The organism is Segatella copri, assembly GCF_019249655.2.
Lineage (GTDB): Bacteria > Bacteroidota > Bacteroidia > Bacteroidales > Bacteroidaceae > Prevotella.
Map to the genome: position 1 here is coordinate 193,293 of NZ_CP137557.1, position 26,923 is coordinate 220,215.

General features: G+C 46.2%; 24 protein-coding genes and 3 tRNA genes. 14 read left to right on the top strand and 13 right to left on the bottom strand.

What is annotated here, in order from left to right:
* Positions 1 to 24: 24 nt before the first annotated feature.
* Positions 25 to 663 (bottom strand): thiamine phosphate synthase, encoded by a 639-nt coding sequence (locus KUA49_RS00740; protein WP_218412440.1) that lies wholly within the window; start codon positions 661 to 663, stop codon positions 25 to 27.
* A gap of 2 nt (positions 664 to 665) precedes the next feature.
* The gene (gene thiD / locus KUA49_RS00745) at positions 666 to 1,487 is read right to left on the bottom strand and encodes a bifunctional hydroxymethylpyrimidine kinase/phosphomethylpyrimidine kinase (protein ID WP_218412441.1); all 822 of its coding nucleotides are present in this window, start codon (positions 1,485 to 1,487) and stop codon (positions 666 to 668) included.
* Positions 1,488 to 1,776: 289 nt separating this feature from the next.
* Between thiD and KUA49_RS00750 the strand changes: the two genes are divergently transcribed.
* Entirely contained in the window at positions 1,777 to 2,892 is a 1,116-nt protein-coding gene (locus KUA49_RS00750) for an AraC family transcriptional regulator (protein WP_256624816.1), read from the top strand.
* Positions 2,893 to 3,115: 223 nt separating this feature from the next.
* Here the strand turns inward: KUA49_RS00750 and KUA49_RS00755 are convergent, their stop codons facing one another.
* From KUA49_RS00755 to KUA49_RS00770, 4 genes are all read right to left on the bottom strand, one after another.
* Positions 3,116 to 4,069 (bottom strand): glycoside hydrolase family 5 protein, encoded by a 954-nt coding sequence (locus tag KUA49_RS00755; protein WP_218412442.1) that lies wholly within the window; start codon positions 4,067 to 4,069, stop codon positions 3,116 to 3,118.
* A 328-nt stretch (positions 4,070 to 4,397) separates the two neighbouring features.
* A tRNA-Ser gene (locus KUA49_RS00760) sits at positions 4,398 to 4,482 on the bottom strand.
* 185 nt (positions 4,483 to 4,667) lie between these two features.
* Positions 4,668 to 4,752, bottom strand: a tRNA-Ser gene (locus KUA49_RS00765).
* A 331-nt stretch (positions 4,753 to 5,083) separates the two neighbouring features.
* Positions 5,084 to 5,971 (bottom strand): FAD-dependent thymidylate synthase, encoded by an 888-nt coding sequence (locus KUA49_RS00770; RefSeq protein ID WP_218412074.1) that lies wholly within the window; start codon positions 5,969 to 5,971, stop codon positions 5,084 to 5,086.
* 113 nt (positions 5,972 to 6,084) lie between these two features.
* Here KUA49_RS00770 and tsaA point away from each other — a divergent pair, with 113 nt between their 5' ends.
* Positions 6,085 to 6,765: a tRNA (N6-threonylcarbamoyladenosine(37)-N6)-methyltransferase TrmO gene (gene tsaA / locus KUA49_RS00775; protein ID WP_218412075.1), complete on the top strand. Its 681-nt coding sequence runs from the start codon at positions 6,085 to 6,087 to the stop codon at positions 6,763 to 6,765.
* Between the two features lie 23 nt (positions 6,766 to 6,788).
* Here tsaA and KUA49_RS00780 read toward each other — a convergent pair whose 3' ends face one another.
* From KUA49_RS00780 to sppA, 6 genes are all read right to left on the bottom strand, one after another.
* Positions 6,789 to 8,192: a glycoside hydrolase family 28 protein gene (locus KUA49_RS00780; RefSeq protein WP_218412076.1), complete on the bottom strand. Its 1,404-nt coding sequence runs from the start codon at positions 8,190 to 8,192 to the stop codon at positions 6,789 to 6,791.
* A 127-nt stretch (positions 8,193 to 8,319) separates the two neighbouring features.
* Positions 8,320 to 8,392: transfer RNA gene (locus KUA49_RS00785), tRNA-Phe, on the bottom strand.
* Between the two features lie 158 nt (positions 8,393 to 8,550).
* Positions 8,551 to 9,663 (bottom strand): thiamine-phosphate kinase, encoded by a 1,113-nt coding sequence (gene thiL, locus KUA49_RS00790; RefSeq protein ID WP_203051436.1) that lies wholly within the window; start codon positions 9,661 to 9,663, stop codon positions 8,551 to 8,553.
* A 37-nt stretch (positions 9,664 to 9,700) separates the two neighbouring features.
* Positions 9,701 to 10,510, bottom strand: a complete 810-nt coding sequence (locus KUA49_RS00795) for a purine-nucleoside phosphorylase (protein ID WP_218412077.1) — start codon at positions 10,508 to 10,510, stop codon at positions 9,701 to 9,703.
* Positions 10,395 to 11,618 carry a tetraacyldisaccharide 4'-kinase gene (gene lpxK, locus KUA49_RS00800; RefSeq protein WP_218412078.1) on the bottom strand — a complete coding sequence of 408 codons (1,224 nt, stop codon included), beginning with the start codon at positions 11,616 to 11,618 and terminating at the stop codon, positions 10,395 to 10,397. Before lpxK ends, KUA49_RS00795 begins: the two co-directional genes overlap by 116 nt.
* 50 nt (positions 11,619 to 11,668) lie before the next feature.
* Positions 11,669 to 13,456: a signal peptide peptidase SppA gene (gene sppA, locus KUA49_RS00805; RefSeq protein WP_218412079.1), complete on the bottom strand. Its 1,788-nt coding sequence runs from the start codon at positions 13,454 to 13,456 to the stop codon at positions 11,669 to 11,671.
* Between the two features lie 156 nt (positions 13,457 to 13,612).
* Here sppA and axeA1 point away from each other — a divergent pair, with 156 nt between their 5' ends.
* From axeA1 to KUA49_RS00855, 10 genes are all read left to right on the top strand, one after another.
* The gene (gene axeA1, locus KUA49_RS00810; RefSeq protein ID WP_218412080.1) at positions 13,613 to 15,082 is read left to right on the top strand and encodes an acetylxylan esterase AxeA1; all 1,470 of its coding nucleotides are present in this window, start codon (positions 13,613 to 13,615) and stop codon (positions 15,080 to 15,082) included.
* Positions 15,083 to 15,238: 156 nt separating this feature from the next.
* Entirely contained in the window at positions 15,239 to 15,511 is a 273-nt protein-coding gene (groES, locus tag KUA49_RS00815; RefSeq protein WP_117662833.1) for a co-chaperone GroES, read from the top strand.
* A gap of 43 nt (positions 15,512 to 15,554) precedes the next feature.
* Complete coding sequence (gene groL, locus KUA49_RS00820; RefSeq protein WP_218412081.1) at positions 15,555 to 17,183, top strand: chaperonin GroEL; 1,629 nt, start codon at positions 15,555 to 15,557, stop codon at positions 17,181 to 17,183.
* A 464-nt stretch (positions 17,184 to 17,647) separates the two neighbouring features.
* The gene (locus tag KUA49_RS00825; protein WP_203040524.1) at positions 17,648 to 17,863 is read left to right on the top strand and encodes a transporter; all 216 of its coding nucleotides are present in this window, start codon (positions 17,648 to 17,650) and stop codon (positions 17,861 to 17,863) included.
* Positions 17,847 to 19,391 (top strand): phosphotransferase, encoded by a 1,545-nt coding sequence (locus tag KUA49_RS00830; RefSeq protein WP_218412082.1) that lies wholly within the window; start codon positions 17,847 to 17,849, stop codon positions 19,389 to 19,391. The genes KUA49_RS00825 and KUA49_RS00830 overlap by 17 nt, the downstream gene beginning before the upstream one ends.
* A gap of 76 nt (positions 19,392 to 19,467) precedes the next feature.
* Positions 19,468 to 20,217 carry a nucleotidyltransferase family protein gene (locus KUA49_RS00835; protein WP_218412083.1) on the top strand — a complete coding sequence of 250 codons (750 nt, stop codon included), beginning with the start codon at positions 19,468 to 19,470 and terminating at the stop codon, positions 20,215 to 20,217.
* 81 nt (positions 20,218 to 20,298) lie between these two features.
* Positions 20,299 to 21,909, top strand: a complete 1,611-nt coding sequence (gene guaA / locus KUA49_RS00840; protein WP_118310983.1) for a glutamine-hydrolyzing GMP synthase — start codon at positions 20,299 to 20,301, stop codon at positions 21,907 to 21,909.
* A 392-nt stretch (positions 21,910 to 22,301) separates the two neighbouring features.
* Positions 22,302 to 22,835 carry an RNA polymerase sigma factor gene (locus KUA49_RS00845; protein WP_217764025.1) on the top strand — a complete coding sequence of 178 codons (534 nt, stop codon included), beginning with the start codon at positions 22,302 to 22,304 and terminating at the stop codon, positions 22,833 to 22,835.
* Positions 22,836 to 22,919: 84 nt separating this feature from the next.
* Positions 22,920 to 23,282, top strand: coding sequence for a hypothetical protein (locus KUA49_RS00850; RefSeq protein WP_218412084.1), 363 nt, complete (start codon positions 22,920 to 22,922; stop codon positions 23,280 to 23,282).
* 48 nt (positions 23,283 to 23,330) lie between these two features.
* Positions 23,331 to 23,828: a hypothetical protein gene (locus KUA49_RS00855; RefSeq protein ID WP_218412085.1), complete on the top strand. Its 498-nt coding sequence runs from the start codon at positions 23,331 to 23,333 to the stop codon at positions 23,826 to 23,828.
* Between the two features lie 158 nt (positions 23,829 to 23,986).
* Here the strand turns inward: KUA49_RS00855 and mscL are convergent, their stop codons facing one another.
* Entirely contained in the window at positions 23,987 to 24,427 is a 441-nt protein-coding gene (mscL, locus tag KUA49_RS00860; protein WP_218412086.1) for a large-conductance mechanosensitive channel protein MscL, read from the bottom strand.
* A gap of 293 nt (positions 24,428 to 24,720) precedes the next feature.
* Here mscL and gap point away from each other — a divergent pair, with 293 nt between their 5' ends.
* Positions 24,721 to 25,752 (top strand): type I glyceraldehyde-3-phosphate dehydrogenase, encoded by a 1,032-nt coding sequence (gene gap, locus KUA49_RS00865; protein ID WP_117662844.1) that lies wholly within the window; start codon positions 24,721 to 24,723, stop codon positions 25,750 to 25,752.
* A 191-nt stretch (positions 25,753 to 25,943) separates the two neighbouring features.
* Positions 25,944 to 26,918 carry a tRNA (adenosine(37)-N6)-dimethylallyltransferase MiaA gene (gene miaA, locus KUA49_RS00870; RefSeq protein WP_218412087.1) on the top strand — a complete coding sequence of 325 codons (975 nt, stop codon included), beginning with the start codon at positions 25,944 to 25,946 and terminating at the stop codon, positions 26,916 to 26,918.
* The last annotated feature ends 5 nt before the right edge of the window (positions 26,919 to 26,923 follow it).

Genomic DNA, 26,923 nt, shown 5'->3' on the forward strand with positions numbered 1-26,923 from the left:
CAAAATTACAACTATTTTGGCTAACTACCAAATATTTGAGCCTTTAAGTGTATTTTTTCGCGTAGCATGCAATAGGCATTTTCTTACGTTGGTAAGATATTCTGCCCAGTCGGCATCCTGTCGGCGGTTCCAGATATCCCCCAGGAAGGCTGCGCCGCCGAAGTTCCAGACTCGCAGTTGTGGGATGAATTGCGGAATAACGCCACCTAGGGCAATCACCTTTTCGTTGATGATGCCGTTGTTGCCGGCATCCTCCAAATCCTTGTTTGAAAAGCAATGCTTGTAGCCTTTTTTGGAGATGCTATCGAAGATAGGACTGAGGAAAACGTAGCTGAAAACTCCTTCATTCTGCGCTTCTGTTACTTCCTTGAAACTGTGGCAGGAACGTGACAGGCTTCCCTGGAAGCCATCTGGCACTTGATTGTTTCGGCGATTCAGATGGATGCCGTGGAGATGATATTTCCCGCAGAGCGAAAAGTGGTCGTGAACCACGATTCCCGGATACCATTTCGGGTTGATTTCCTGCAGCAGTCGCTCGCAGTCTTCGATGCAGGAATCAGGCTTGCGCAGATGCAGCTCTTCGAGTCCTGCCTCGAAGAGCTGGTTGATGTAGTTTGCCTCATTCTCTATGAAATCAGGCATGGTAATAACAATCCATTTCATGATTATTTAAAGAATAGGGCTTTCGGTTCGTAGAAATGGTTCACAGGTCCATGTCCTTCTCCAATCTTTACGTCTTTTCCGGCAAGGATGGCGCCCGAAAGATAGGTCTTCGCCATTGCAATAGCGGTATTCATATCCATTTCTCTGGTCAGATAAGAGGTGATGGCAGAGGATAGGGTGCAGCCGGTGCCGTGGGTGTTTCGGGTATCAATGTTCATGCCGCGATAGCTGGTAATGAGTTTTCCATCTTCGAAGAGATAGTCAATCTTCTCGTTTCCTTCGAAGTGTCCGCCCTTGATGAGCACGTATTTGCATCCCAGCTTACTGATGGCTGAGGCTGCATTCTTGGTATCTTCCACATTCTGAATCTTGATGCCGGCAAGAATCTCTGCTTCCGGGATGTTGGGGGTGAGCAGGGTGGCAAGTGGCAGCAGGTCGTGGATGAAGACTTTGAGGGCGTCCTCCTGCATCAGTCTGCATCCGCTGGTAGATACCATTACGGGGTCGATAACGAGATGCTGGAACTGGTCCTCGTATTTCTTGAGGGTTTCGGTGATGGCGCGTATGGTGTTGCAGTCGTTCACCATGCCAATCTTGATGGCATCGGGATGGATATCATCCATCACTGCCTCAATCTGTCCCTTTACAATTTCCGGCTCTACATTCTGTATGCCATATACTCCTTTGGTGTTCTGCACGGTGATGGCTGTGATGGCCGAACTGGCATAAACGCCCAGAGCCGACATCGTCTTGATGTCGGCCTGAATACCGGCTCCTCCGCAACTGTCGGATCCGGCAATAGTCAATGCTGTATAGTATTTCATATCTTCTTTATCTTTATCCTTTTTATCCTTGATTTACTTATTTATCTTTGATTATTCTTCTAATCCTTGATTCATCTAAAATCTGTTGGCAAAGATACGTTGTTTTTTTGTAAACTCCAAATAATTGGGTGCCGAGTAGTTGCACTTGGGTAAAATTCCCGTTTTTTATGTGGTTTCTGTAACTTTTTTGATTGATTTTCACTCTTAGTTTAAAATTTTATTGTACTTTTGCAGAAGTTTTTTTAAGAAAGGCTGGTATATTTAAGATAAATTTTTAGATAAGAAGCGTATGGATTCGTTATTTCTACTGCAGTTTGCATGTTTCATATTCATGCTCCTCAATGCCGCCATCGTGGCAGTCTCTCATCTGCATGTAAAATGGGAGAGCGAGCGTTATGAGCGTTCACGCTGGATGATTGTTGCCGCCATGATAGGACTGGCGATACAATATATGATGCAGATGTTTTTTGGTTTCCGTGCTGCAGACGATGGTCTGGGGGCGGTCATCAACATCCTCGTCTATACCCCCTGTTTCTCGCTCATCTCGATGGGTATCTATAACTTAGAGGCTCCCCGTATCAGTTGCCGGAAGATGAACCGGGTATGCGGTGGCATTTATGCTGTCATCCTCCTGGTCTTTTGCGTGAGTATCTATCTCCATCAAAGTCTGTTTATCCGAGAAGGACTCTATCTGATGCTCGCCCTGTTTGGTGGAAGTGTAGTCTATTGCATATCCATGATAATGAGAGAGATACTAAGACGTAGGAAAATGCTGGAAACAATGACGGCAACGGATATGTTGCCCTACGTGAGATTTTCGCATGTCGGTGTTTTCATTCTTTTGCTTGCATCTCTCATCATGCCGGTTGCTATCCTGTCTACTTCCTTATTATTTATAGTAGGTCCTCTGGCATTGCTAGCCGTATTGTTCTTCAACCTTACGTTCGTAGCCCTCGGCTGCAGCTATATTCCTACGGACGAACTTCTGGATGCGGAAGTTGAAAGCAGTGGGGTGGTGGAAATGGAAGAAATGAATTATGGGGGAACTGAAGAGCGCAGAATTCTGATACAGAACAAGCTTGATGAATGGTGTGCGCATTTGGGATATAAGGACTGTACGGTGAATATACTGACTCTCAGCCGTGAACTTGGTATTTCCAGGTATGATTTGTCTTTCTACTTTGAGCACTGTCTGAAGTCTACTTTCAGAACATGGCTCAGTGAGATACGTTTCGATGTGGCAAAGAAGATGATGCTGGAAAGGCCAGACTATAGCAATGACATCATTTCCCTGGAATGCGGCTTCTCTTCCCGCACCTATCTGTACCGTATTTTTAAGGCTAAGGAAGGTTGTACTCCTACTGAATGGAGAGCCGGACAGACAGTTACTGAAAAGACAGTCTGATATTACTCAATTCATGTAGTGATATTGCCCAATTCTTGCAGTTTGTTTTGGGCACTCGTTGCCCGTACAATGGGCACTATGTGCCCAAAGCCTGGTCTCTCGATGCCCAGGCTTTGGTCTCTCGATGCCCAGGCTTTGTTCACTGAGTGCTCACACCTTGTTCACAGAGTGCTCAGGCTTTGGTCGTGCGTGATGTTTAAACATTCATGCTGCGTGATAATTTCTATTGATTGTATCTTGTCAGCGCTTCCTTCACCATTTTGCCCCATGGCTTGATAAGGTCTGGAGTCCAGTTGCCGGTGGCTTTGGCACGAGGAAGGAGCATGGAGCAGGTTTCGTCTTTATCGCTTACCGACCAGTTTACCCAGCTCACCTTATACTTCTCCATCACATCAAGCCATTTCTGATATTCTTCGGGTGCCAGAGGCCCATTGCCAGATGCCTCCATGCCAGCACACTCCGATACAAATACGGGAAGACCGCTCTTGACGGCAGCTTCCAACTTGTCGCGCAAATAATCCTTGTGGGTGGCAGCATAGAAATGAAGAGTGTACATTACATTGCTTACTCCCTCTATAGGACTCTGCGCCACGAGGTCGATGTCCTGATCCCAATGAGGACAGCCCATCAGGATGATGTTGTCGGGATCATACTTTCTGATTTCTGAGATAATGGTCTTGGCATAGACTTTGAGATCTTCCCATTTGTCCTCGATAGGTTCGTTGTAGAGTTCGTAGAGAACGTTGGGATACTTGCCGTATTTCTGTGCCATCTTTCCGAAGAAAGCCTTGGCTTCCTCGGTGTGCATCTTGTGGGCATGCCAGTCGATGATAACGTAAGTGTCGTTCTTGATGGCTGCATCAACTACCTGGGTGATGCATTTCATGGCAAAATCGGGATTCTCCAGATAGTTGTCTTCTATTTGAATGCCCATGGCTGCACGAATAATGTTGGCATGCCAATCGTTAGCGAGCCACTTCACGGCTTGCTTGTTGTAGAATCGTGGCCAGATGTTGTGCCATCCCAGGCTTACGCCTCTCAATACTACAGGATTTCCACTTTGGTCGCACAATTGTGCACCTTTTACTTGCAGGTGTCCCCATTGCTTAACAGGGTTTGCTGCATACAATTGCGCCATGCAGAAGATGGCGGCAATAATGGTCATTAGTTTTTTCATTATGTTTTATAAATGATTAATGTATAATTTGCCGATAATTCGGCTTTTATAGCTGCAAAGTTACAATTTTTATTCGAATTGACCAAATGAAATGATTAAAAGTTGTAAGAAGGAGAGAAAAACAAGAATGGATAAACAGTTAATAAGGAAGGATGGATAAATAAAGAAGGATGGATAAATAAAGAAGGATGGATAAATAAAGAAGGATGGATAAATAAAGAAGGATGGATAAATAAAGAAGGATGGATAAATAAAGAAGAATGGATTGATACTAATGGCGGCTGTATAAATGAAAAAGCCTTCTGAAATTTCTTTCAGAAGGCTCTTGCGGAGAGAGAGGGATTCGAACCCCCGGTACCTCTCGGTACGACGGTTTTCAAGACCGTTGTAATCGACCACTCTACCATCTCTCCAAATTCGGTCGGATGACTATAGCTTGGTTTTCTTAAGCGGGTGCAAAGGTACGACTATTTTTTGATTCCACCAAATTTTTAGGGATTTTTTTTCGGAAAATTTTAGTTTTTGCTTTTTTATGATAAATAATCACGAAGGGGGATAAAAGAAAGAGCCTTCTGAAATTTCTTTCAGAAGGCTCTTGCGGAGAGAGAGGGATTCGAACCCCCGGTACCTCTCGGTACGACGGTTTTCAAGACCGTTGTAATCGACCACTCTACCATCTCTCCAAATTCGGTCGGATGACTATAGCTTGGTTTTCTTAAGCGGGTGCAAAGGTACAACTATTTTTTGATTCCACCAAATTTTTAAGGAAGTTTTTTTTGAAAATGGTCGATTTTTGATGATTTTCATGGCGTAAACTCAGTAGAATGTTTGAAAATAGCTATAAATCCTCGGATAAAGGCATAAAAAAAGGGCTACCGCCGTAGCCCCAACCTTGATAACCTTAAATCTAATACTATGAAAAACACAGTGCAAAAATACAAAATATATCCATTCGTCTTGTATAAAAAACAGAAAATCTGCATTTCTACTGCGATTTTTTACTTTTTTTAAATGTTATCCTTCTGATTTCAGATAACCTTTCTTCTTGAATTCCTCCATCAATGGCAAGGCGAGAACCTTGGCATCGGGATGAGGAGCACCAGTGGTGCCTAAGGCACGCAGATCGAAGAAATGCTTCCAGTCGCTGATAAAGGCAGTATGTACCAGCTCGGTGTTGCAATCCAATGGCAGGATGGCACGTGCTTCCTGTGGCTTGCAGCCTGCTTCAATCAGTTTCATGTAGGCATACTCCGCTGCCTGATTGGCAAAGATCCAGGTGTCGAGCTTGCTCCACTCCTGCGCTCTGCCTTCTGCTATATCGGCACACATGTCTTCCAGGCGGTAATCGCCTGGATCCTGAGAACCGTCGAACCCTGCTTCCTCTGCCCAGGTAGGGAGGTTGATGGTAATCTCGTTGTCGAACTTGTTCTTTGAGTAGTTGCAGTAGCGGGTGCTCTGCTCTGCCATCGAATTGGCGCGATGGCGGTTGTACTCTCGGGTGATGGCAATCTGGGTGGTGAAGTGCACAGTGATACGGAGCTCGTGCTTTCCCTCTTCGTAATCGCTGAGATACTTCAGGTCGTCCATCGCCTTGTTCTCTGCCAATACGCGGAGATTGGTGGTGATGTAATCCTTGCCGTCGATGGTGTTGCAGCGGGAGAACTTGTTGTGGGTGTAGAGAGGGAGTTCGTCATGGTTGCAGACGAGATAGATGGTGCCATGCTCCAGCATAGCGAAGTGCTCGCTCTGAATCATGCGCTCCACAAAAGGTTTGGCAGAGTCTTCTGTGGTGTTATTCTCGCTCTTGTAGCATACTCTTCCGGCACGTTCTATCTGCTGATAGACACCGAGTTCTCCAGGATTCTGGAGCCATATCTCATATTCTGGTCTTTCTATTTTCATTGTATTGTTTTGCTAATTTGGCTGCAAAGGTACATTATTTTATGCAGACGGCAAAATAATTAACTAGTTTTTGCGTACTTATAATAAGTTAATATATAAATAAGGTATATAGAATGGAAATAAAACCGATAGCAAGATTTCGATCGCCATTCAGCAGCAAGTTTGGTATTCCCAAGCAGGCTGGACTGGTGGCTGAGTTGGAAGGACAGATAGTTTTTGAACCGGAATATCGAAATCCTGATTTCCTGAGGGGAATGGAGGGATTCGACTTCTTGTGGCTGATATGGGAATTTTCGGCAAACAGGCACAAGGCGAATAGTCCGGTGGTTCGACCTCCTGTTTTGGGCGGCAATGAAAAGGTGGGTGTATTCGCTACCCGCAGTCCGTTTCGTCCGAACAACATCGGCTTGTCTTCCGTGAGAATCTCCCGGATAGAGTGGGAGACCAGCAAGGGACCTGTGGTTCATGTGAAGGGAGCCGATCTGATGGATGGCACACCTATCTATGATATCAAGCCTTATGTGGTTTATGCCGATTGTCATCCTGATGCCCGCAGTGGATTCGTGGATGATAGAAAATGGGCAAAACTGGATGTGGAGATATCGGAAGAGATGAATGAATATCTGAAAGAACAAGGATTGACGGATGGTAAGATTGAGATATTGAAGGAGGTGCTGGCTCAGGATCCTCGCCCTCGTTATCAAAAAGACCCTCATAAGGTATATGGAATGCCTTATGAGGGTATGGATATTCACTTTTCTGTGAGCGATCATACGCTTACTGTGGTGAAGTGATTACTATAATAGTCTTCGCTGGCTTACTTGTTGAAAGTGGCGAAGTGAACATTGTCGAGCTTGATTTTGCAAGTCGCGTCGATGTCCTGTGCCTGCTTGTCGTAGAAGATGTATGTATTCTTGATGGTTATATCGTGAATCATACCTTCTGCGCCGTGGGCTACGATGCCATTCTTGCAGCCACGAACATAGACGTCGCTGATGTGGATGTCCTGGAAATTTGGCAGGTATTCCTGCTTTACTGGCTGTGTCTGCTGCTTGGCTCCCACGTGGTTGTCCCAATAGGTAGTTTCGAAGGTGATGGCATCACCTGTGATATCGGTCATGTAGATATGGTCGATATAGATATTCTCTGATGTTCCGCCTCGCTTTACGGCACTCTTGAAACGCAGACCGGCATCTGTGCCCTGGAAGGTGTTGTTGCGAACCAGGATATTCTTCATGCCGCCGCTGAATTCGCTGCCGATAACAAAACCGCCATGAGCGTGGTAAACGGTGTTGTCCTGGATGTTGATGTTTTCGCAAGGGCCAGCCTTGACTCCTGCTGCTCCTGCGCCACCCTTCATGCAGATACCGTCATCACCGGCATCAACGATGTTGTTGACGATAAGCACGTCCTTGCAGCTGGAGATGTCGATAGCGTCGCCATTCTGTGCATTCCATGGGCATTTTACGGTGATACCATCAATGACCACGTTCTTGCATCTGGTAGGGATGAGGTGGAAACGGGGACTGTTAAGCAGGGTAACACCCTGGACGAGTACGTTCTCGCAATCGGTGAAACGAATCATGTGGTTGCGTACCTTCTCCTGTGCATCGATATTGTCTACTACATTAGGTGTATGCTTCAGGTTGAGCGGATACCAGATGTCACCCTTTTCGTTCAGGGTTCCACCCATCTGCTTGAAGCGGTTCCATTCCACGTCGCTCACCTTGCTGCGCTTCACAGGGCGCCACCATTCGCCATTGCCGTCGATGGTACCTTCGCCAGTGATAGAGATGTTCTTTCGCTTGCTGGCATTGATGGCAGCGGTAGCGCGGTCTTCCTTCTTGCCGGTTTTCTCGTCTATCTTGATAAGGTCGTTCTTATCTTCAGAGAATACGATGATGGCATTCTTCTCCAGATGAAGATCGATGTTATCTTTCAGGGAAATCAGACCGGTGAGATAGATGCCGGCAGGAACATTGAGGTGGCCACCGCCCATCTTGCTGAGTTTGCTGATAGCCTTGTTGAAAGCCTGGGTGTTCAGAGTCTGTCCGTCGCCATTGCCGCCAAAGTCGAGAATGCTGACCTGGTTGTTCGGGATGGTTGGCAGAGTAGGCTGCGGCATAGCCACAGGCAAATTCTGATAATACTTGCTGTAATCGTTGGCAAAAGCCGTAGTCACGGCGAAGAATGCCAATAGAGAAACTAAAATTTTCTTCATAAGCTTTTTAAGTTTAGTTTGTTTGTTATAATACTATTTAGAGATTGTAACACCTATTACCTTGGTATATAAATACCAAAAAGGCGGCTCTAACCGAAGTTAGAAACCGCCTAAATGAAAGGAGGAGTGGTACCACCAGGAATCGAACCGGGGACACAAGGATTTTCAGTCCTTTGCTCTACCAACTGAGCTATGGCACCATTTTCTTTTGCGGTTGCAAAGGTACAATAAATTTTTAAATTGAGCAAGAGAAAACGAAATATTTTCTCTTGCTTAATGTATTTTAACTAAAAACGCCCCCGAAATGGGGTGAATCAATCTTTCGAAGGATTCCTTGAAGGGCTTCTGTTGCGCTAAGCTAATCTTTTAAAGGATTCCATCCCTGTGCCTTGAGCTCGAATTCCTGGCCATCGCGGGTGATGAGGAACTTGCCAAGGCTTTCCTTGGTGATGTAACCAATCTGCTTCACTCCTTCCATCGCCTCGATTTTCTCGTGGTCGCCGATAGGAACCGTGAAGAGAAGTTCGTAATCTTCGCCGCCATTCATCGCACAGGTGGTGAGGTTCATGTTGAATTCCTCTGCCTGTACGGCTGTCTGGTAGTCGATAGGAATGTTCTTCTCATATACACGGCAACCGCAATGGCTCTGCTCGCAGATGTGCATCAGTTCGCTGCTGAGACCGTCGCTGATATCCATCATGGCTGTTGGGCGGATACCGGCTTCTCTCAACTGAGCCATGATGTCGCCACGTGCTTCTGGCTGGAGCTGGCGCTGCAACAGATATTCCTTTCCGGCAAAGTCGGGCTGGAAATTGCGCATCTCCTGCAAGTCCTTGTTGAGAGCGGCAAGCTTCTGGCTATCGTTGTTTGCCTTAGCCTCTGCCATCTTCTTGCGGATGTCTTCCACCTGTCCGTAATACACAGCCTTTTCGCGCTCCAGGAGCTGCAGACCCATGTAGGCTCCGCCCAGATCGCCCGATACGCAGATGAGGTCGGTTTCCTTGGCTCCGCTTCGATACACGATATCTTCCTTGGCAGCCTCACCGATGCAGGTGATGCTGATGGCAAGACCGGTGAGCGAAGAAGTGGTGTCGCCACCTACGATGTCAACTCCCCATTTATCGCATGCCATTCGCAAACCCTTGTAGAAATCGTCGAGGTCTTCCACCTTGAAGCGCTTGCTCAGGGCAATGCTTACCACCATCTGGCGTGGTGTTCCGTTCATGGCGAAGATGTCGCTGATGTTGACCATGGCACTCTTGTAACCCAAGTGCTGCATGTCGATATAGGTAAGGTCGAAGTGTACACCTTCCATGAGCATGTCGGTGGTCATGAGCACTTCCTTGTCTGGATAGTGCATCACCGCACAGTCGTCGCCCACACCATAGACGGTAGAGGCATTTTTGTTTTCATATCCCTTGGTGAGATGGTCGATGAGACCGAATTCACCTAACTTAGCTATATCCAAGATAATTTATAATTTATAGTTTATAGTTTATATTTGACCATTAGCTTCTGCGAATCATCTCTCGCATAATCTCCGTCATCTTTGGCTGGGCAGCATTGGCTGCAATCTGCACTTCCTCATGGCTTACCTCAACAGGTACGTCGAAGCCGCCGAGGTCGGTGATGATGCTGATACCGAATACCTTGATGCCGCAATGGCGAGCCACGATAACCTCTGGCACAGTGCTCATACCTACGGCGTCGCCACCAAGGATGCGATACATGCGATACTCGGCAGGAGTCTCGAAGGTTGGCCCCTGTACTCCCACATATACACCATGCTTGGCATTGATACCCTTCTCCTTGGCAATCTCGTCGGCAAGGTCGCGGAGCTGCTTGTCGTATGCCTCGTGCATATCAGGGAAGCGAGGACCGGTAGGGAAGTTCTTGCCATGCAGTGGATGCTCTGGGAAGAAATTAATGTGGTCGTCGATGACCATCAGGTCGCCAATCTCGAAATCCGGATTCATACCGCCTGAAGCATTGCTTACGAAGAGGGTCTCGATGCCCAGCTCGTACATTACACGTTCTGGGAAGGTAACCTCTTTCATGCTGTATCCCTCGTAGAAATGGAAGCGGCCTTCCATGGCCATGATATCCTTGCCACCCAACTTACCGAAAATCAGCTTGCCGGCATGACCTTCTACTGTGGAAACAGGGAAGTTTGGTATCTCACTGTATGGAAACTCGTAACTATCAGTTATTTCTGAAGCTAATTGTCCTAGGCCTGTTCCCAGAATGATGGCAGTCTTCGGACTTGTGGTCATCCTTTCTTTTAGCCAGGATGCTGTTTCTTGAATTTTTTCGTACATAGCTAATAATTTTTTCGTTAAAGTTATTTTGTTGATCAAGCATGAAGCTTACCTTGATAGGCAGTTCGTACATGCTCTTTTTCACACTCTCGTAGAGTCCTTCAGAGTCTCTCAGTCTCACGGCATCCTTTTCTGTAGTGATGATGATGCGAGGTTGAGGCATTGCCTCGAAGGTTTCGTTGATGCGATCGATGTCCTTGCTCTTGAAGTGATGGTGATCGCCGAAGGAGAGTGACTGCATATCCTTGACCATCGGCTTGAGATCGTGCTCCATCTGCTTAGGCGATGCAATGCCCGTCAGGAGAAGTACGTGATAATCTTTCAATCCTGCCAGATTCGGGTCGATGATTTCTTCCTCTTCCGTAGTCTCGATTTTCTGGGTAGGCAGCAGTTCTTCCGTAAAAACTCCCTTAGGTGTATCGTAGTCAATGCACGTGAAGTAGAGTTTCTGGAAAGGGTAGAGATTCATCGCCTTGGTGAGCACACGGAATTCCATCGGCTTCAGATCCTTTGGACATTTCGTGATGATGACGATGTCGGCTCGGTTCTTTCCGCTCAGAGGCTCGCGCAGTCTTCCTGCCGGAAGCATCTTGTCGTAGATGATGAGTCGGTGGTAATCTACCAGCAGGATGTTGATGCCCGGTTTTACGTAGCGATGCTGGAAAGCGTCATCGAGCAATACCACATCCACGTCTTTGGTAGCTTCATCACACTGCAGGTTGTTGATACCTCTTACTCTTTTTGCATCTACTGCCACATAGATGTCGGGGAATTTCTTGTGCATCTGGAATGGCTCGTCGCCAATCTCCGGCATTTCCGTATTTTCGTCGGCAAGTACATAGCCGTGGCTCTTGCGTTTGTAGCCACGAGAAAGCACGGCAATTTTTCCCTTGTCGTGTAATAATCTGATGAGATACTCCACATGCGGAGTCTTTCCTGATCCGCCCACGGTGATATTGCCCACCGAGATGACGGGGATAGAGAAAGCCCGGCTTTTCTTCAATCCGATATCGAAGAGCCAGTTGCGGAATCTCACGATGCCACCATATATCCAACTGAGTGGTAGCAGCCAATCGTTGATCTTGATAAGATCGCCTTCTGTTCTCATTTCACTCTCTCCTTTATTTCTTATACCTTATTATATATATACACACACACTTATTGGATGTTCAGTACGAATGGCATGGCTGCCTGTACTGGTTCCTTTTCCTTCATGTTGCGAATCAGCATGAATGGTTTGTAGAGGTCGCCCAATGTAAGGCGCAACTGCTCGTCGAGATAGTTGCCGCTATTGTCTGAAACTTCTTTCAGCAACAGGGTGGTCCAATCTTCCGGTAAAGGATATTCCACCATGCCATAGTCTGATACCTTAGCTAGTTGGGCTGCCTTGGCTACTGCGTCGTTCAAACTGCCGAAGCCATCAATCAGCTTGATGTTCTTGGCATCTGTTCCCAGCCAGACGCGTCCCTGCGCAATCTTCTCCACTTCGTCCACCTTCATCTTTCTGCCATCAGCAACACGTTGGCGGAAGAGGGCATAACCACGGTTTACGTAGGCTTGCAGGTTGGCAAGTTCGTCGGCACTCCAAGGACGGGAATATCCGGCTCCTGTATAGCCGCTGTTGCGGTTGGTCTTTACTTCATCATACTTGAAGCCCAACTTCTTGGTCATCAGTTCGCTGAAGTCTGGCAGGGCACCAAAGATACCGATGCTTCCCGTCAGGGTGGTAGGCTGTGCCATGATGTAGCTGGCTCCCATGCTCATATAGTAAGCGCCTGATGCAGCCATGCCTCCCATGGAAACAACAACTGGCTTTTTCTTGTTGAGCTGACTTACGGCACGCCAAATCTGTTCGGAAGCATAAGCATCTCCACCACCCGAATTGATGCGGAGAACCACTGCCTTCACGCTCTCGTCATTACCCAAATCCTCCAGGTCTTTGATGACATCGGTGCTCACAATCTGCTGTTCGTTGCCGTAGATGCTAGGAATAGCCGTGCTTACGATGCTTCCCTGGCAGTAATAAACGGCAATCTGTTCGCCCATCAGACTACTATCGTCGATAGTTGCGTTCACATCATTCATAGATGCCTGGCGAATCTTCTCGTCTTCTTTCAGTCCGAGCTGTTTCTTCACCACATTTTTAATCTCGTCATAATAGCAGAATCCATCCACCATCTTGCGTGATTTCAGCTGTCTGGTATCGTCAAACACCATCAGTCCGTCGGCATAGTGATTCAGGGAATCCTTGTCGATGCCACGGCTCTGGCTTACATCGGCGAGTACTTTCTTCCAGAGTCCACCGATGTATCGGGTTACCTGCTCACGGTTGGCGTCGCTCATCTTATCCTCGGTATATGTTTCGGTGAAACTCTTGTATTTGCCCACCTTTACCACGGTGAAGTGAACGCCAAACTTGGCTGCCACATCTTTTATATATTGTGACTGTGAAGCGATGCCATGCCAGTCGATATGTCCCTCTGGGTTTACATACACCTTGTTGGCGATGGAAGCGAGGTAGTAGGCGCCCTGTGAGTAGCTGTCTCCATAGGCGATGATCCACTTGCCGCTCTTCTTGAAGTCGTCCAATGCTTCACGTATCTCCTGTAGAGTGGCGTAATCAGTGGCAAGATCACCTGTTTCCAGGTAGATGCCCTTTATCTTATCTTCGGTCTTAGCCTTTTTGATGGCTGAGAGAATATTGTTCATACCCAGGTTGTTGAACTTGTCGTCGCCGGTAAGTTGTCCCAACCAGTTGTCTTCTGCTCTATCGTCGATTTGACCTTGCAGTTTCAGTACCATCACAGAGTTGTCAGCCAATGAAGGCTTGCTGCTGCCATTGAGCACCATGCCCATCAGACAGATGAATCCTAGGATCATCATGATGATTCCTGAGGCGAAAATACCAATGATGGTAGCTGCTACATTTTTGAAAAACTGCTTCATAATTCTAATAGTTTTGTATTTTTCTGCAAATTTAGTAAAAAAGAAGCAAACTGCAAAGGGTTTTGAACAAAATAACCGAAAATTGGCGAAAATATAACATTGTATTAACGAAAAAATGCGTAACTTTGCACTCGTAACTTAAAAATTAAATACGTAATGAAAAGATTTTTAGCTTTGTCATTGGTGGCTTGTGCCTCCTTGACGATGTTTGCGCAATCAACAGCGCGCAAATTCGTACTTAAGAATAGTGCGGATGGTAAGAGTGAACTCACCTGCTATCTGCCACAGAATCCTAGCGGTCGTGCTGTGGTAGACTGTCCTGGAGGCGGATATTCTCATCTCGCCATGGAACATGAGGGACATCAGTGGGCTGAATATTTCAACAAGCAGGGCATTGCCTACTTCGTTCTGAAGTATCGCATGCCGAATGGCGACCGCAATATTCCGCTCGGTGATGCCTATCAGGCGATGCGTACCGTGAGAGACAGTGCTGCTGTATGGCATATTAATAAGGAGGATGTGGGTATTATGGGCTTCTCGGCTGGCGGCCATCTGGCTTCTTCGGTGAGTACCCATGCAGAATATGATGTTCGTCCTAACTTCTCCATCCTCTTCTATCCTGTGATTTCGATGGATGAGCGCATTACCCATAAGGGCTCCTGCGTCAACTTCCTGGGTGAGGAACGCAAGACCAATCCTCAGCTGGTGAAGGAATGGTCTAACGACAAGGCTGTCCGTCGCCATCTTACTCCTCGTGCCATCATCCTGATGTCGAGTGATGATGAGGTGGTTCCACCGGTAACCAATGGTGTGGCTTATTATTCTGCGATGAGAAACGAGGGCAACGAGTGCACCATGCATGTTTATCCAACCTGCGGTCATGGCTGGGGCTTCCGTGATGCTGCCCATGGATTTCCTTATCATGAGCAGATGCTGAATGACCTTACCTGTTGGCTCAACGGTTTCAAGGCTCCAAAGGAGGATGCCATCCGTGTGGCTTGCATTGGTAATTCCATCACTGATGGCTTTGGCATAGGAATGGCTCCGGTTAAAGGATATCCTGCTCAGTTGCAGAAAAAGTTGGGTGATGGCTATGAAGTGAAGAACTTTGGTGTCTCTGCCCGTACAATGATGAACAAGGGCGATCTGCCTTATATGAACGAGTTGGCTTGGAGAGATGCCAAGGCTTTCAATCCTAGCGTGGTTATCATCAAGTTGGGAACCAACGATACCAAGACCCATAACTGGACGAAGGGGGCAGAGGAATATAAGCAGAGCATGCAGGCGATGATTGATACCTTGAAGGCGTTGCCAAGCAAGCCGAAGATTTATCTCTGTTCTCCGATTCCTGCCTTGAAGGATTCCTGGACCATCAATGACAGTGTCATCGTAAATGGAGAAATGCCTGTCATCCAGAAGCTTGCCAAGAAGAATAAGTGCAGTTTCGTGGATTTGCATACCGCTTTCACTTTTGCAGACATGATGCAGCGTGATGGCATTCATCCTACAGCCAAGGGTGCCGGTAAGATTGCAGATATTATCTACACGGCATTGACTACTCCAGAGAAGGAGTTGAAGGCAGCAGCCAAGAAGTCTGCCAAGAAAAAAGGTGCTAAAAAAAAGTAATCTTGACAAGGTTGTCAGTATAAACACGTGCCAAAGTGTCAGTCTTGATGCTTTGGCACGTTTTTCGTATAGGGCGTGGGTGTTGAGAACGCATGCCACCATTGGCTACGCTAGAGACAAAAGATAAGAATAATAACAATTTAAAAATATAGAATCATGAATATTAAACCATTAGCAGACAGAGTGCTGGTACTTCCTGCACCAGCTGAAGAAAAAGTAGGTGGAATCATTATCCCTGATACAGCCAAGGAGAAGCCACAGCGCGGTAAGGTAGTTGCTACCGGCAAGGGTACCAAGGATGAGGAGATGATTCTCAAGGAAGGTGATACTGTTCTCTACGGTAAGTATGCTGGTACTGAACTTGAGTTTGATGGTACTAAGTATATGATGATGCGTCAGAGCGACGTACTCGCTGTAGTGGAGGAGTAATTGATAATTAATAGTTAACAGTTAATAGTTAATAGATAAGAAAATGGCTAAGGATATTAAATATAATATGGATGCCCGCGACCTCTTGAAGAAGGGTGTTGATCAGTTGGCAAATGCAGTAAAGGTAACTCTCGGTCCTAAGGGCCGTAACGTGGTAATCGAAAAGAAGTTTGGTGCTCCTCAGATTACTAAAGATGGTGTTACCGTGGCTAAGGAAGTAGAGTTGGAGAATAAGTTTGAGAACACTGGTGCTCAGCTCGTAAAGAGCGTTGCCAGCAAGACTGGTGATGATGCCGGTGATGGTACTACAACTGCTACTATCCTGACTCAGGCTATCGTAACAGAGGGCTTGAAGAACGTTACTGCAGGTGCTAACCCAATGGACTTGAAGCGTGGTATCGACAAGGCTGTAGCTGCTGTCGTTGCCTTCATCAAGGATCATGCTGAGCAGGTAGACGACAACTATGATAAGATTGAGCAGGTGGCTACTGTTTCTGCCAACAACGATGCAGAGATTGGTAAGCTCTTGGCTGACGCTATGCGCAAGGTTTCTAAGGATGGTGTCATCACTATCGAGGAGAGTAAGAGCCGTGATACCAACATCGGTGTTGTTGAGGGTATGCAGTTTGACCGTGGTTACCTGAGCGGTTACTTCATGACAGACGCAGACAAGATGGAGTGTGTAATGGATAATCCATACATCCTTCTTTACGATAAGAAGATTTCTAACTTGAAGGAGTTCTTGCCAATCCTGCAGCCTGCTGCAGAGAGCGGTCGTCCATTGTTGGTTATCGCTGAGGACGTAGATTCTGAGGCTTTGACTACATTGGTAGTTAACCGTTTGCGTGGCGGTTTGAAGATCTGTGCTGTAAAGGCTCCAGGCTTCGGCGACCGTCGCAAGGCTATGTTGGAGGATATCGCAGTGTTGACTGGCGGTGTTGTTATTTCTGAGGAGAAGGGCTTGAAGTTGGAGCAGGCTACTTTGGATATGCTGGGTTCTGCAGACAAGGTAACTGTTAACAAGGACAATACAACTATCGTTAATGGTCATGGAGAGAAGGCTAATATCCAGGATCGCGTTGCTCAGATCAAGAACGAGATTGAGAATACCAAGTCTTCATACGACAAGGAGAAACTTCAGGAGCGTTTGGCTAAGCTTGCCGGTGGTGTAGCTGTCCTCTATGTAGGTGCCAACTCTGAGGTTGAGATGAAGGAGAAGAAGGATCGTGTTGACGATGCACTCTGCGCTACCCGTGCAGCTATCGAGGAAGGTATCGTAGCTGGTGGTGGTACCACTTATATCCGTGCTCTTGAGGCATTGAAGGATATGAAGGGTGACAATGCTGATGAGACAACAGGTATCCGCATTGTAGAGCGTGCCATCGAGGAGCCTTTACGCCAGATTGTTGCCAATGCTGGTGGCGAGGGATCTGTAGTTGTTAATAAGGTACGCGAGGGCGAGGGTGACTTCGGTTACAATGCCCGCAAGGATGTTTACGAGGATATGCGCCAGGCTGGTATCGTAGACCCTGCCAAGGTAGAGCGTGTAGCTTTGGAGAACGCTGCTTCTATCGCAGGCTTGTTCCTGACTACAGAGTGCGTATTGGTTGATAAACCAGAGCCAGCTCCTGCAGCGCCAGCTGCTGCTCCAGGCATGGGCGGCATGATGTAATCTAGCAGAATATAGTAGGTAATTCTACAGATTCGTGCAAACAAAGCATACTCTAAAGGTGCTGGTTTGCAAAGTGAAAATAACAAATAGGGGTGATTCTCAATGAATTATCCCTATTTTTGTGTTTAATTTGTTTATAAGCTGCAAAAAAAAGCAAAATAGTTTGGTGGTATTGGACTTTTTTTGTAACTTTGCAATCGAAATAGTAATAGTGCTGATAAAAGCGACCGAGAGGTCGATAAAGATATTTTTTTTGATTTGTTTTAGTAGATTAGTTTTTAAGTAGTTTGTTTTTGAAAATCGGTTGTCGTGAGACATCCGATTTTTTTGTGTTTATAGGCGTCCTGCGTTAAAGGGAGTTAAGGATTTGCGGATACATCGTTTTCCTGCTAAAATAAATTCTCTTTCTTTCCACTAAATCAGAATTTTATTGTATCTTTGCACCACAATAGCATTTTTATAGCATGAATAATATTGATTGGAAAAAAGCTTTGGTCTTTCTGATAGTTATAGGAGGACTGATTTATATAACAAAGGCTGAGTTGGGAATGACTAATACAAACTCATTCTTAACTACGCTAGGTGTGCTGTTGATTCTATTTATCGGTGACAACTTTGCACAGAAAATAGATGATGACAGAAAACGTCGTAAATTGAATAAGGATGGAAAAGCTGATTAATCTTTATAAGCAATGGGCTGGTGAGGAACCTGTCGAAGTCATCAGATTGGCTGGGCAGGGAAGCAACCGCCAGTATTTCCGCATCATCAAGCAGGATGGTGATACCGTGATAGGTGTCATCGGAACGAGCCGTGATGAGGATCATGCGTTCATTTATCTGGCTAATCATTTCAATCTTCGTCAGTTGCCGGTGCCTAAGGTTTTGGCGGTGAGTGAGGATCAGCTCTGCTATATCCAGACCGATCTGGGCGGTACATCCCTCTTTGATGCCATCAAAGGTGGACGGGAAGCTGGTGGCAGATATAACCAGAAGGAGAAGGAACTCCTGAAGAAAACCATTCGTGAGTTGCCTGACATCCAATTGCGTGGCGCTCGTGGCCTGGAGTGGGAAAACTGTTATCCGCAGCCGGAGTTCGATGTGGATAGTGTACTCTTCGATCTCAACTACTTCAAGTATTGTTTTTTGAAGCCTACCGATCTGGATTTCCACGAGCTGAAACTGGAGGCAAACTTCCGTCTGTTTGCGAAGGACCTGACATCCGAAAAGATGGACTGCTTCCTCTATCGCGACTTCCAGGCACGCAATGTGATGCTCGATGCTGATGGCAATCCGTTCTTCATCGATTTCCAGGGAGGCAGAAAGGGACCGTTCTACTACGACCTGGCTTCTTTCCTCTGGCAGGCTTCGGCAAAGTATCCGTTCAAGTTGCGCCGTGAACTGGTTTGGGAGTACTATCAGTCGTTGAAAAACTATACAGAAGTGCCATCTATCCGCCATTTCGTGAATCGGTTGAGTCTGTTTGTGCTCTTCCGTACCCTGCAAGTGTTGGGTGCCTACGGATTCCGTGGCTATTTTGAGCGCAAGAAGCATTTCCTGGAAAGTATTCCGGCTGCCATTCAGAACCTGCGCGATTTGCTGAAGATGGGCGAGAAGGTGTTCCCGTATCCTTATATGATGGATATGCTGCGCCGACTCACCGAGTTGCCGCAGTTCAAGCGTATTGAGAGCGTGGCTGTTACCCGTGCTGATGGTTTTAGGATTACGGATAACAATATTTATCGGGCACATCCGCAGGATGGTCCTGCCACTTATTCCAAGTATGACGGCAAGGGTCCTCTGGTGGTGCGAGTGTTCAGTTTCTCCTTCAAGAAGGGAATTCCGGAGGATCCATCAGGAAATGGAGGTGGTTATGTGTTTGATTGCAGAAGCACCCACAATCCTGGAAGGTATGAGCCTTATAAGAAGTTGACCGGTTTGGATGAGCCTGTCATCCGATTCCTGGAGGATGATGGCGAGATACTGCAGTTCCTGGAACATGTCTATGCGTTGGCTGATCATCATGTAAACCGATATATCCAGCGCGGATTCACCTCGCTGATGTTCTGTTTCGGTTGCACCGGCGGTCAGCATCGCAGTGTCTATTCAGCCCAGCATCTGGCAGAGCACATTCACGAAAAGTTTGGCGTGGAGGTGCGAATTTGCCACCGTGAGCAAGAGATTGAGCAGGTTTTGCCTGCAAAACAATAATATTTAGCGTGCAAATTTGGCTATCTCGCAAAAAGTTAGTAAATTTGCACGCACATTTTAAAATAGCTATTTAGCAATGATGCAAGCAATGATATTCGCAGCAGGTTTGGGCACTCGCCTTAAGCCACTTACCGATCGCATTCCGAAGGCTTTGGTAAGTGTCGGAGGAGAACCTTTGCTCAAACGTGTCATCTTTCAGTTGAAGGATGCAGGTTTCACTCGCATTGTAGTGAACGTGCATCATTTCTCCCAGCAAATCATCGATTATCTTCGAGAGAACGATAACTTCGGCATGGACATCCGCATCAGCGACGAAAGCGACAAGCTTCTCGAAACGGGTGGAGGAATCAGGAAGGCATGGCCGCTCTTTGAATCTTCGGAGCCTATCCTCATCCACAATGTTGATATATTAAGTAACGTGGACCTGAAGAAGTTCTACCAGATGGAGAGCCAGGATATGATAGCTGCCCGACTGATGGTGAGTGAGCGCAAGACCAAACGTTATCTCCTCTTCGATGACAGCATGCGACTGGTGGGATGGACGAATATTGAGACGGGCGAGGTGAAGAGTCCTTATCCGAACCTCAATCCCAAAGATTATAAGATGTATGCTTTCTCGGGCATTCACATGGTAGCCCCATCGCTCTTCCCGCTGATGGAGGAGGAGCCAGATAAGTTCCCTATCATGGACTTCTATCTGAAGCATTGCGACAAGGTGCGCATAGAGGGATATGTAAAGAACGACCTCAAGCTGATGGATGTGGGAAAGCAGGAGACGCTGAAAGAGGCGGAAGCATTCCTAAAATCGTTAGTTGATAGTTTATAGTTAATAGCGGCTATGCCGTATAGCAAGATTGCTATAAACTATAAACTATAAATTGTAAACTATAAATTAAAATTAGATATTATGCAACAGAAGATTATTATTTTGGATTTCGGTTCACAGACCACACAGCTGATTGGCCGTCGTGTTCGTGAGCTTGATACCTTCTGCGAGATTATGCCTTACAACAAGTTTCCAAAGGATGACCCATCTGTGATTGGTGTCATTTTGAGCGGTAGCCCTTATTCCGTTCATGATCCGGAAGCTTTCAAGGTAGATCTGAGCCAGTTTATCGGTCGCATCCCTGTGCTCGGCATCTGCTATGGTGCTCAGTTCCTCTCTTATGCTCAGGGCGGTAAGGTGGAGGCTGCTGACAGCCGTGAGTATGGTCGTGCCAACTTAGAGCAGTTCGACAAGGAGAATCCTTTGTTCAAGGGATTCATCGAGAACTCTCAGGTTTGGATGAGTCATGGTGATACCATCACTGCGATTCCAGAGGACTATAAGTGCATCGCTTCTACTGCCAATGTGAAGTATGCTGCTTATGCTTCTACCAAGCAGCCTGTATGGGCAGTTCAGTTCCACCCAGAGGTGTTCCACTCTTTGCAGGGTACACAGTTGCTGAAGAACTTCGTAGTAGATATCTGCGGTAGCAAGCAGGATTGGAGTGCTGACTCTTTCGTTGAGACTACAGTAGCAGAGTTGAAGGAACAGTTGGGTGATGACAAGGTCATCCTCGGTCTTTCTGGTGGTGTTGATTCCAGCGTAGCTGCCGTTCTCCTGAACAAGGCTATCGGCAAGAACCTTACCTGTATCTTCGTGGATCACGGTATGCTCAGAAAGAATGAGTTCCGTGATGTAATGGAGGATTACAAGTGTTTGGGTCTGAATGTTATCGGTGTTGATGCTTCAGAGAAATTCTTTGCAGACTTGGCTGGTGTTACAGATCCAGAAGAGAAGCGTAAAATTATCGGCCGCGACTTCGTTGAGGTGTTCAATGCTGAGGCTAAGAAGCAGACAGGTGCCAAGTGGTTGGCTCAGGGTACTATCTATCCAGACCGTATCGAGAGCTTGAATATCACCGGTAAGGTAATCAAGAGCCATCATAACGTAGGTGGTCTTCCAAAGGAGATGAACCTTCAGTTGTGTGAGCCATTGAAGTGGTTATTCAAGGACGAGGTTCGTCGAGTAGGTCGCTCTATGGGTATGCCTGAGCACCTGATTACCCGTCATCCATTCCCTGGTCCTGGTTTGGCAGTTCGTATCTTGGGTGATATTACTCCAGAGAAGGTACGTATCCTTCAGGATGCTGATGATATCTATATCCGTGGCTTGCGTGAGTACAAGGTGAAGCTGAGTGGTGAGGAAGCTCGCCGCGTCTTGGCTGCCGGTGTTCCTGCTGACATGCAGAATGGTGAGATTGAGGTTTCTCTCTACGATCAGATCTGGCAGGCTGGTACCGTATTGCTTTCTACTGTCCGTTCAGTAGGTGTGATGGGTGATGAGCGTACATACGAGCATCCTGTTGCATTGCGTGCCGTAACAAGTACTGATGCGATGACAGCCGACTGGGCACATCTCCCATACGACTTCATGGCTAAGGTAAGCAACGAGATTATTAATAAGGTGAAGGGTGTCAACCGCGTTTGCTATGACATCTCTTCAAAGCCACCTTCGACAATTGAGTGGGAATAGTCGGAATACCGATGGCTTACGATAAGCAGTCACTCAAATAAAGATGAATTAATTTAAACTCAATAAGTTAGGGGATTCGTTGACGTAACAGCTTGGTTGTCAACAAATCCCCTTTCCTTTTATATTTTACTTTTAGGAAAATGTTTCTAGAGTTAGCTGAAAGTTTCGTTCAGCGACGTTGAATGTCCGTTCAGCGACGTTGAATGTCCGTTCAACGACGTTGAATGTAGGTTCAGCGACGTTGAACGGAACTTTCTTCTAGTCTTAAAAACAATTTCGTTGAACCATAAAAGTATAAACATTTACACCTTATTATATAAAAGGGTAGATAAAATATTCCTGTCCATTTAACCTTTTGACATTTAGGTAGTCTAACTTATAAAATGAGAACAATGAATAGTACTGATCAGGAAATCATAGAGAAGATGCAATCGAATCCCGGCGTGGGGATGAAATTGCTGATGGATACATATCAGGAAAGGCTTTACTGGCATATCCGGCGTCTGGTGGTGTCGCATGATGACGCACAGGATTTGCTGCAGGAAACGTTTCTGAAAGTGTATCGCTCGTTCTCAAGTTTCAAAGGCAACAGCTCGTTGTTCTCCTGGCTCTATCGGGTGGCAACCAATGTTACGCTGAGTAGTCTTCGGGTACAGAAGCTGGAATCTTGTCCTTTGGATGGAGTTCGAGGTGTGGAGTCTGACCGCTATTTCGAGTTTGGTGATGAGGAGACCGTGGCTTTGCAGAAAGCCATCCATTCTCTGCCACCCAAGCAGCAGGCGGTTTTCAATATGCGTTATTACGACGAGATGAGCTTCAGGGAAATAGCAGATGCCAATGAAACGACAGAAAGTTCTGCCAAGGCTAACTATCATTTTGCCAAAGCCAAGATAATAGAGCAGATGAAGCGATTCGTAACGCAATAGAATAAGAGGCGGAATATGAAAGAATTCTCATTCTGTGGAAATACAATTAGAACATTTAAAAGAAAATTTTAAAAGAAGATAGATATGGATAGAGAATACAACTTGGATAGAGTAGGCAAGAAGATGCCTTTTACCATGCCGGAAGATTTCTTCGACAAGGTGCAGGCGAATGTGCTAGCCCAAGTGGCGTTGGAGGAGCAGAAAAAGAAGAAGCATCCTCGCAAGGCGATGATGAGACGAATCTGGCTGGCTGCGGCAAGTGTTGCGGCTTCCGTTTCCTTGCTACTCTTAATAGGTAATGCTGTTGGGGACAATGATTCTTCTCAGGAGGTGAAGCCAGTGGCAAGTATGGCTCCTGTGGATAAGGCGTACGACCAGTTGAGTGCGGAAGAACAGCAGGAAGTGTATGCCACCTATGCCAACGATGTGCTCCTCGGCATGGAGTAGTGGCATGTTGGAAGGCTTGTATAAAAAAGAATGAATAAATAAAAGGTTATGGTACAGAAATTGAAGTATATGATGGTAGCATGCTTCCTCATGGTGGCTACTGCCTGTATGGCGCTGGTGCAGCAGAACCCCGCCGATGGCGAACAGCCTAGAGACGGAAAGCGATCACGCCCTAACATGGAACAATTCGTGAAGTCGCAGGCTACCCGCATTGCCCAATCGTTGAACCTGGATGGTGAGAAGAGTAAGAGGTTTATCCAGACATTCTACAATTGCCGCAAGGAGATGGCGGCAACGATGAAAGGTCATCCGCATAAAAAAAGATCAGAGATGACCGATGCGGAAGTGGATAAGGCTATCAAGGCAGATTTCAAGCACGGCAGAAAGATGCTCGATATCCGCGAGAAGTATTATTATGCTTATTCGAAGTTCCTCACGCCAAAGCAGATTCAGCGGGTATACGACCTGGAACGCCAGGATATGCAGCATTTTGCCAAGCGATGGCATCAGAAAAAAGATGGAAACGGAGGACGGCAGGGCAGATAAGGTATGAACGCCGTGGATAAAATGCAAAATATAGTAAGTCGCCCTGAAAAGACAAAAGCATCTTATGTTAATTTGAAGCTTTAGCCTTTTCAGGGCGACTTGTTTCATCTTCTTATATCTGCTTGTCTTCTTATATCTTCTTATGTTTCCTCGTTTTCTTATGCCTTCTTGTCTTTCAGCAAGTCGCGGATCTCCATCAGGAGTTTCTCCTCATTGCTAGGTTCCGGAGCCTTAGGTGTCTCGGCAGGCTTGTTCTCCTCTTCCTTCTTCTTTGCAGTAAGTTTGTTCACCACTTTAATCAGCATGAACACGCAGAATGCCACGATGAGGAAGTCGAGGGTGGTCTGGATGAAGTTACCATAATTAATGGTAGCAGCCTCTAGCTTCTCTCCACCTATTACTTCTACCGTTGGAAGTGTGAATTTCAAATCAGAGAAGTTCACGCCACCGATGAGCCAACCGATAGGCGGCATGATGATGTCATCTACTACGGAACTTACAATTTTGCCGAATGCGCCACCAATGATGACACCGACAGCCATGTCGAGCACGTTTCCTCGCATGGCGAACTGCTTGAAATCATTTAAAAATTTGCCCATAATCTCAATCGTTTTTTTTATTAATACTTCTTTTTTGCAATATGGAGTTAGCACTATGTCATAATAAGTGTAAAAAATGAGGTGATATTATAGTATTACCATTCTTTTTTAACTTATTTAATACTCGTTCCAGTTGCAAAGTTAGAAAAAATTTTGTAACTTTGCGCTCGAAAAGAAGAAAAAAGCTTGATAGGGAAGAAAAAAGGTGTTATCAGCTCCTTCGGATTCGCTTGATGGCGTTCTTTGAAACAAAAAGTAATATTTTTAAACCATTAATTTAAATATTAAGAACAATGATTAAGATTGGTATTAACGGATTTGGCCGTATCGGTCGTTTCGTATTCCGTTCTACAGTTGAGGCTGAGAACGCAAAGGAAGTACAGGTAGTAGCTATCAATGACTTGTGCCCAGTTGATTACATGGCTTACATGTTGAAGTATGATACAATGCACGGTCAGTTCGACGGTACTATCGAGGCTGACGTTGAGAAGAACGAGTTGATCGTAAACGGTAACCACATCCGTGTTACTGCTGAGCGTGATCCTGAGAACTTGAAGTGGGATGAGGTTGGTGCTGAGTACGTAGTTGAGTCTACAGGTCTCTTCCTCGCTTACGACAAGGCTGAGAAGCACTTGAAGGCTGGTGCTAAGTACGTAGTACTTTCTGCTCCTTCTAAGGCTGACGCTAACGGTAACCAGGCTGACATGTTCGTTTGCGGTGTAAACACTGACAAGTACAACGGTCAGAAGATCGTTTCTAACGCTTCTTGTACAACTAACTGCTTGGCTCCTATCGCTAAGGTATTGAACGATAACTTCGGTATCGAGACAGGTTTGATGACAACTGTTCACTCTACAACTGCTACACAGAAGACAGTTGACGGTCCATCTATGAAGGACTGGCGTGGTGGCCGTGCTGCTGCTGGCAACATCATCCCTTCTTCTACAGGTGCTGCTAAGGCTGTAGGTAAGGTTATCCCTGAGTTGAACGGTAAGTTGACAGGTATCTCTATGCGTGTTCCTACTTTGGACGTATCTGTTGTTGACTTGACTGTTAACTTGAAGAAGGCTGCTTCTAAGGAGGCTATCTGCGCTGCTATGAAGGCTGCTTCTGAGGGTGAGTTGAAGGGTGTACTCGGTTACACAGAGGATGCTGTTGTTTCTTCTGACTTCTTGGGTTGCGCTTTGACATCTATCTTCGACGCTAACGCAGGTGTTTACTTGACAGACAACTTCGTTAAGGTTGTTTCTTGGTATGACAACGAGATTGGTTACTCACACAAGGTTGTTGAGTTGATCAAGATCATGAAGAAGCACAACGGTTAATTCGTTGCCTCTTAACGATTAAGAAGATATTGCCGCCTAGCATTTTTGATGCTGGGCGGCTTTTTGTATTTATGCCTACGCTGGTTTAACTTGTGTGCTAAAAGGCTCAAATAACTGCTTATAACGTTATAAAGTGAGAAATTCCTTTCGTTTTATTTTGTTTTCTCAATAATTTCCCTTATCTTTGCGGCATGAAACATTCTATGATAACCATATTGGGGCCTACTGCGAGCGGAAAGACGAGTCTTGCCGCTGCCCTTGCCGCCAAGATCGACAGCTTGGATGCTGCATCATGGGGAGGCGATACGCAGGGTGCGGAGATTATCAGTGCTGATAGTCGCCAGGTGTATCGTGGCATGGACATTGGTACAGGAAAAGACCTGGAAGATTATACCATTGATGGCAAACAGATTCCTTATCATCTGATAGATATCTGTGAGCCGGGTACGAAATACAATCTCTTTGAATATCAGCAAGACTTCTATAATGCCTACCTTGATATTCAGAAAAGAGGAGTACTCCCGATACTTTGTGGTGGTACAGGACTTTATATTGAGTCGGTGCTCAAAGGATATCATTTGTCTCCTGTTCCTCAGAACCAGGAACTTAGAGATAGATTGGCAGATAAAAGTCTGGGGGAACTCACCGTGATGCTGAAGGAGTTGAAGGCTAAGACGGGTTCGAATATGCACAATCGCACAGATGTGGATACGGTGCAGCGAGCTATCCGTGCTATCGAAATTGAAACCTTTAACTTGGAGCATCCGATGCCTGAACGTGAACTTCCTGCAGTGGATTCGCTCATCATTGGTGTAAGTATTGACCGTGATGCGCGCCGAGAGAAGATTACTCGCAGGTTGAAGCAGCGCCTCAAAGAGGGTATGGTGGATGAAATCGTTACGTTATTAGATAAAGGTGTTCCTTCCGAGAATCTTCTCTATTATGGGCTGGAATATAAGTTTGTTACGGAATATGTAATAGGTAAGACTTCTTACGAAGAGATGTTCCGGAGTCTTGAGATAGCCATCCATCAGTTTGCCAAGCGTCAGATGACTTGGTTCAGGGGTATGGAACGGAGAGGTTTCACCATTCATTGGATAGATGCCTTGCAGCCGATGGAACAGAAAGTGGAGCAGGTGATGGAATTAGTTAAAAATTCAAAGTAAAAAGC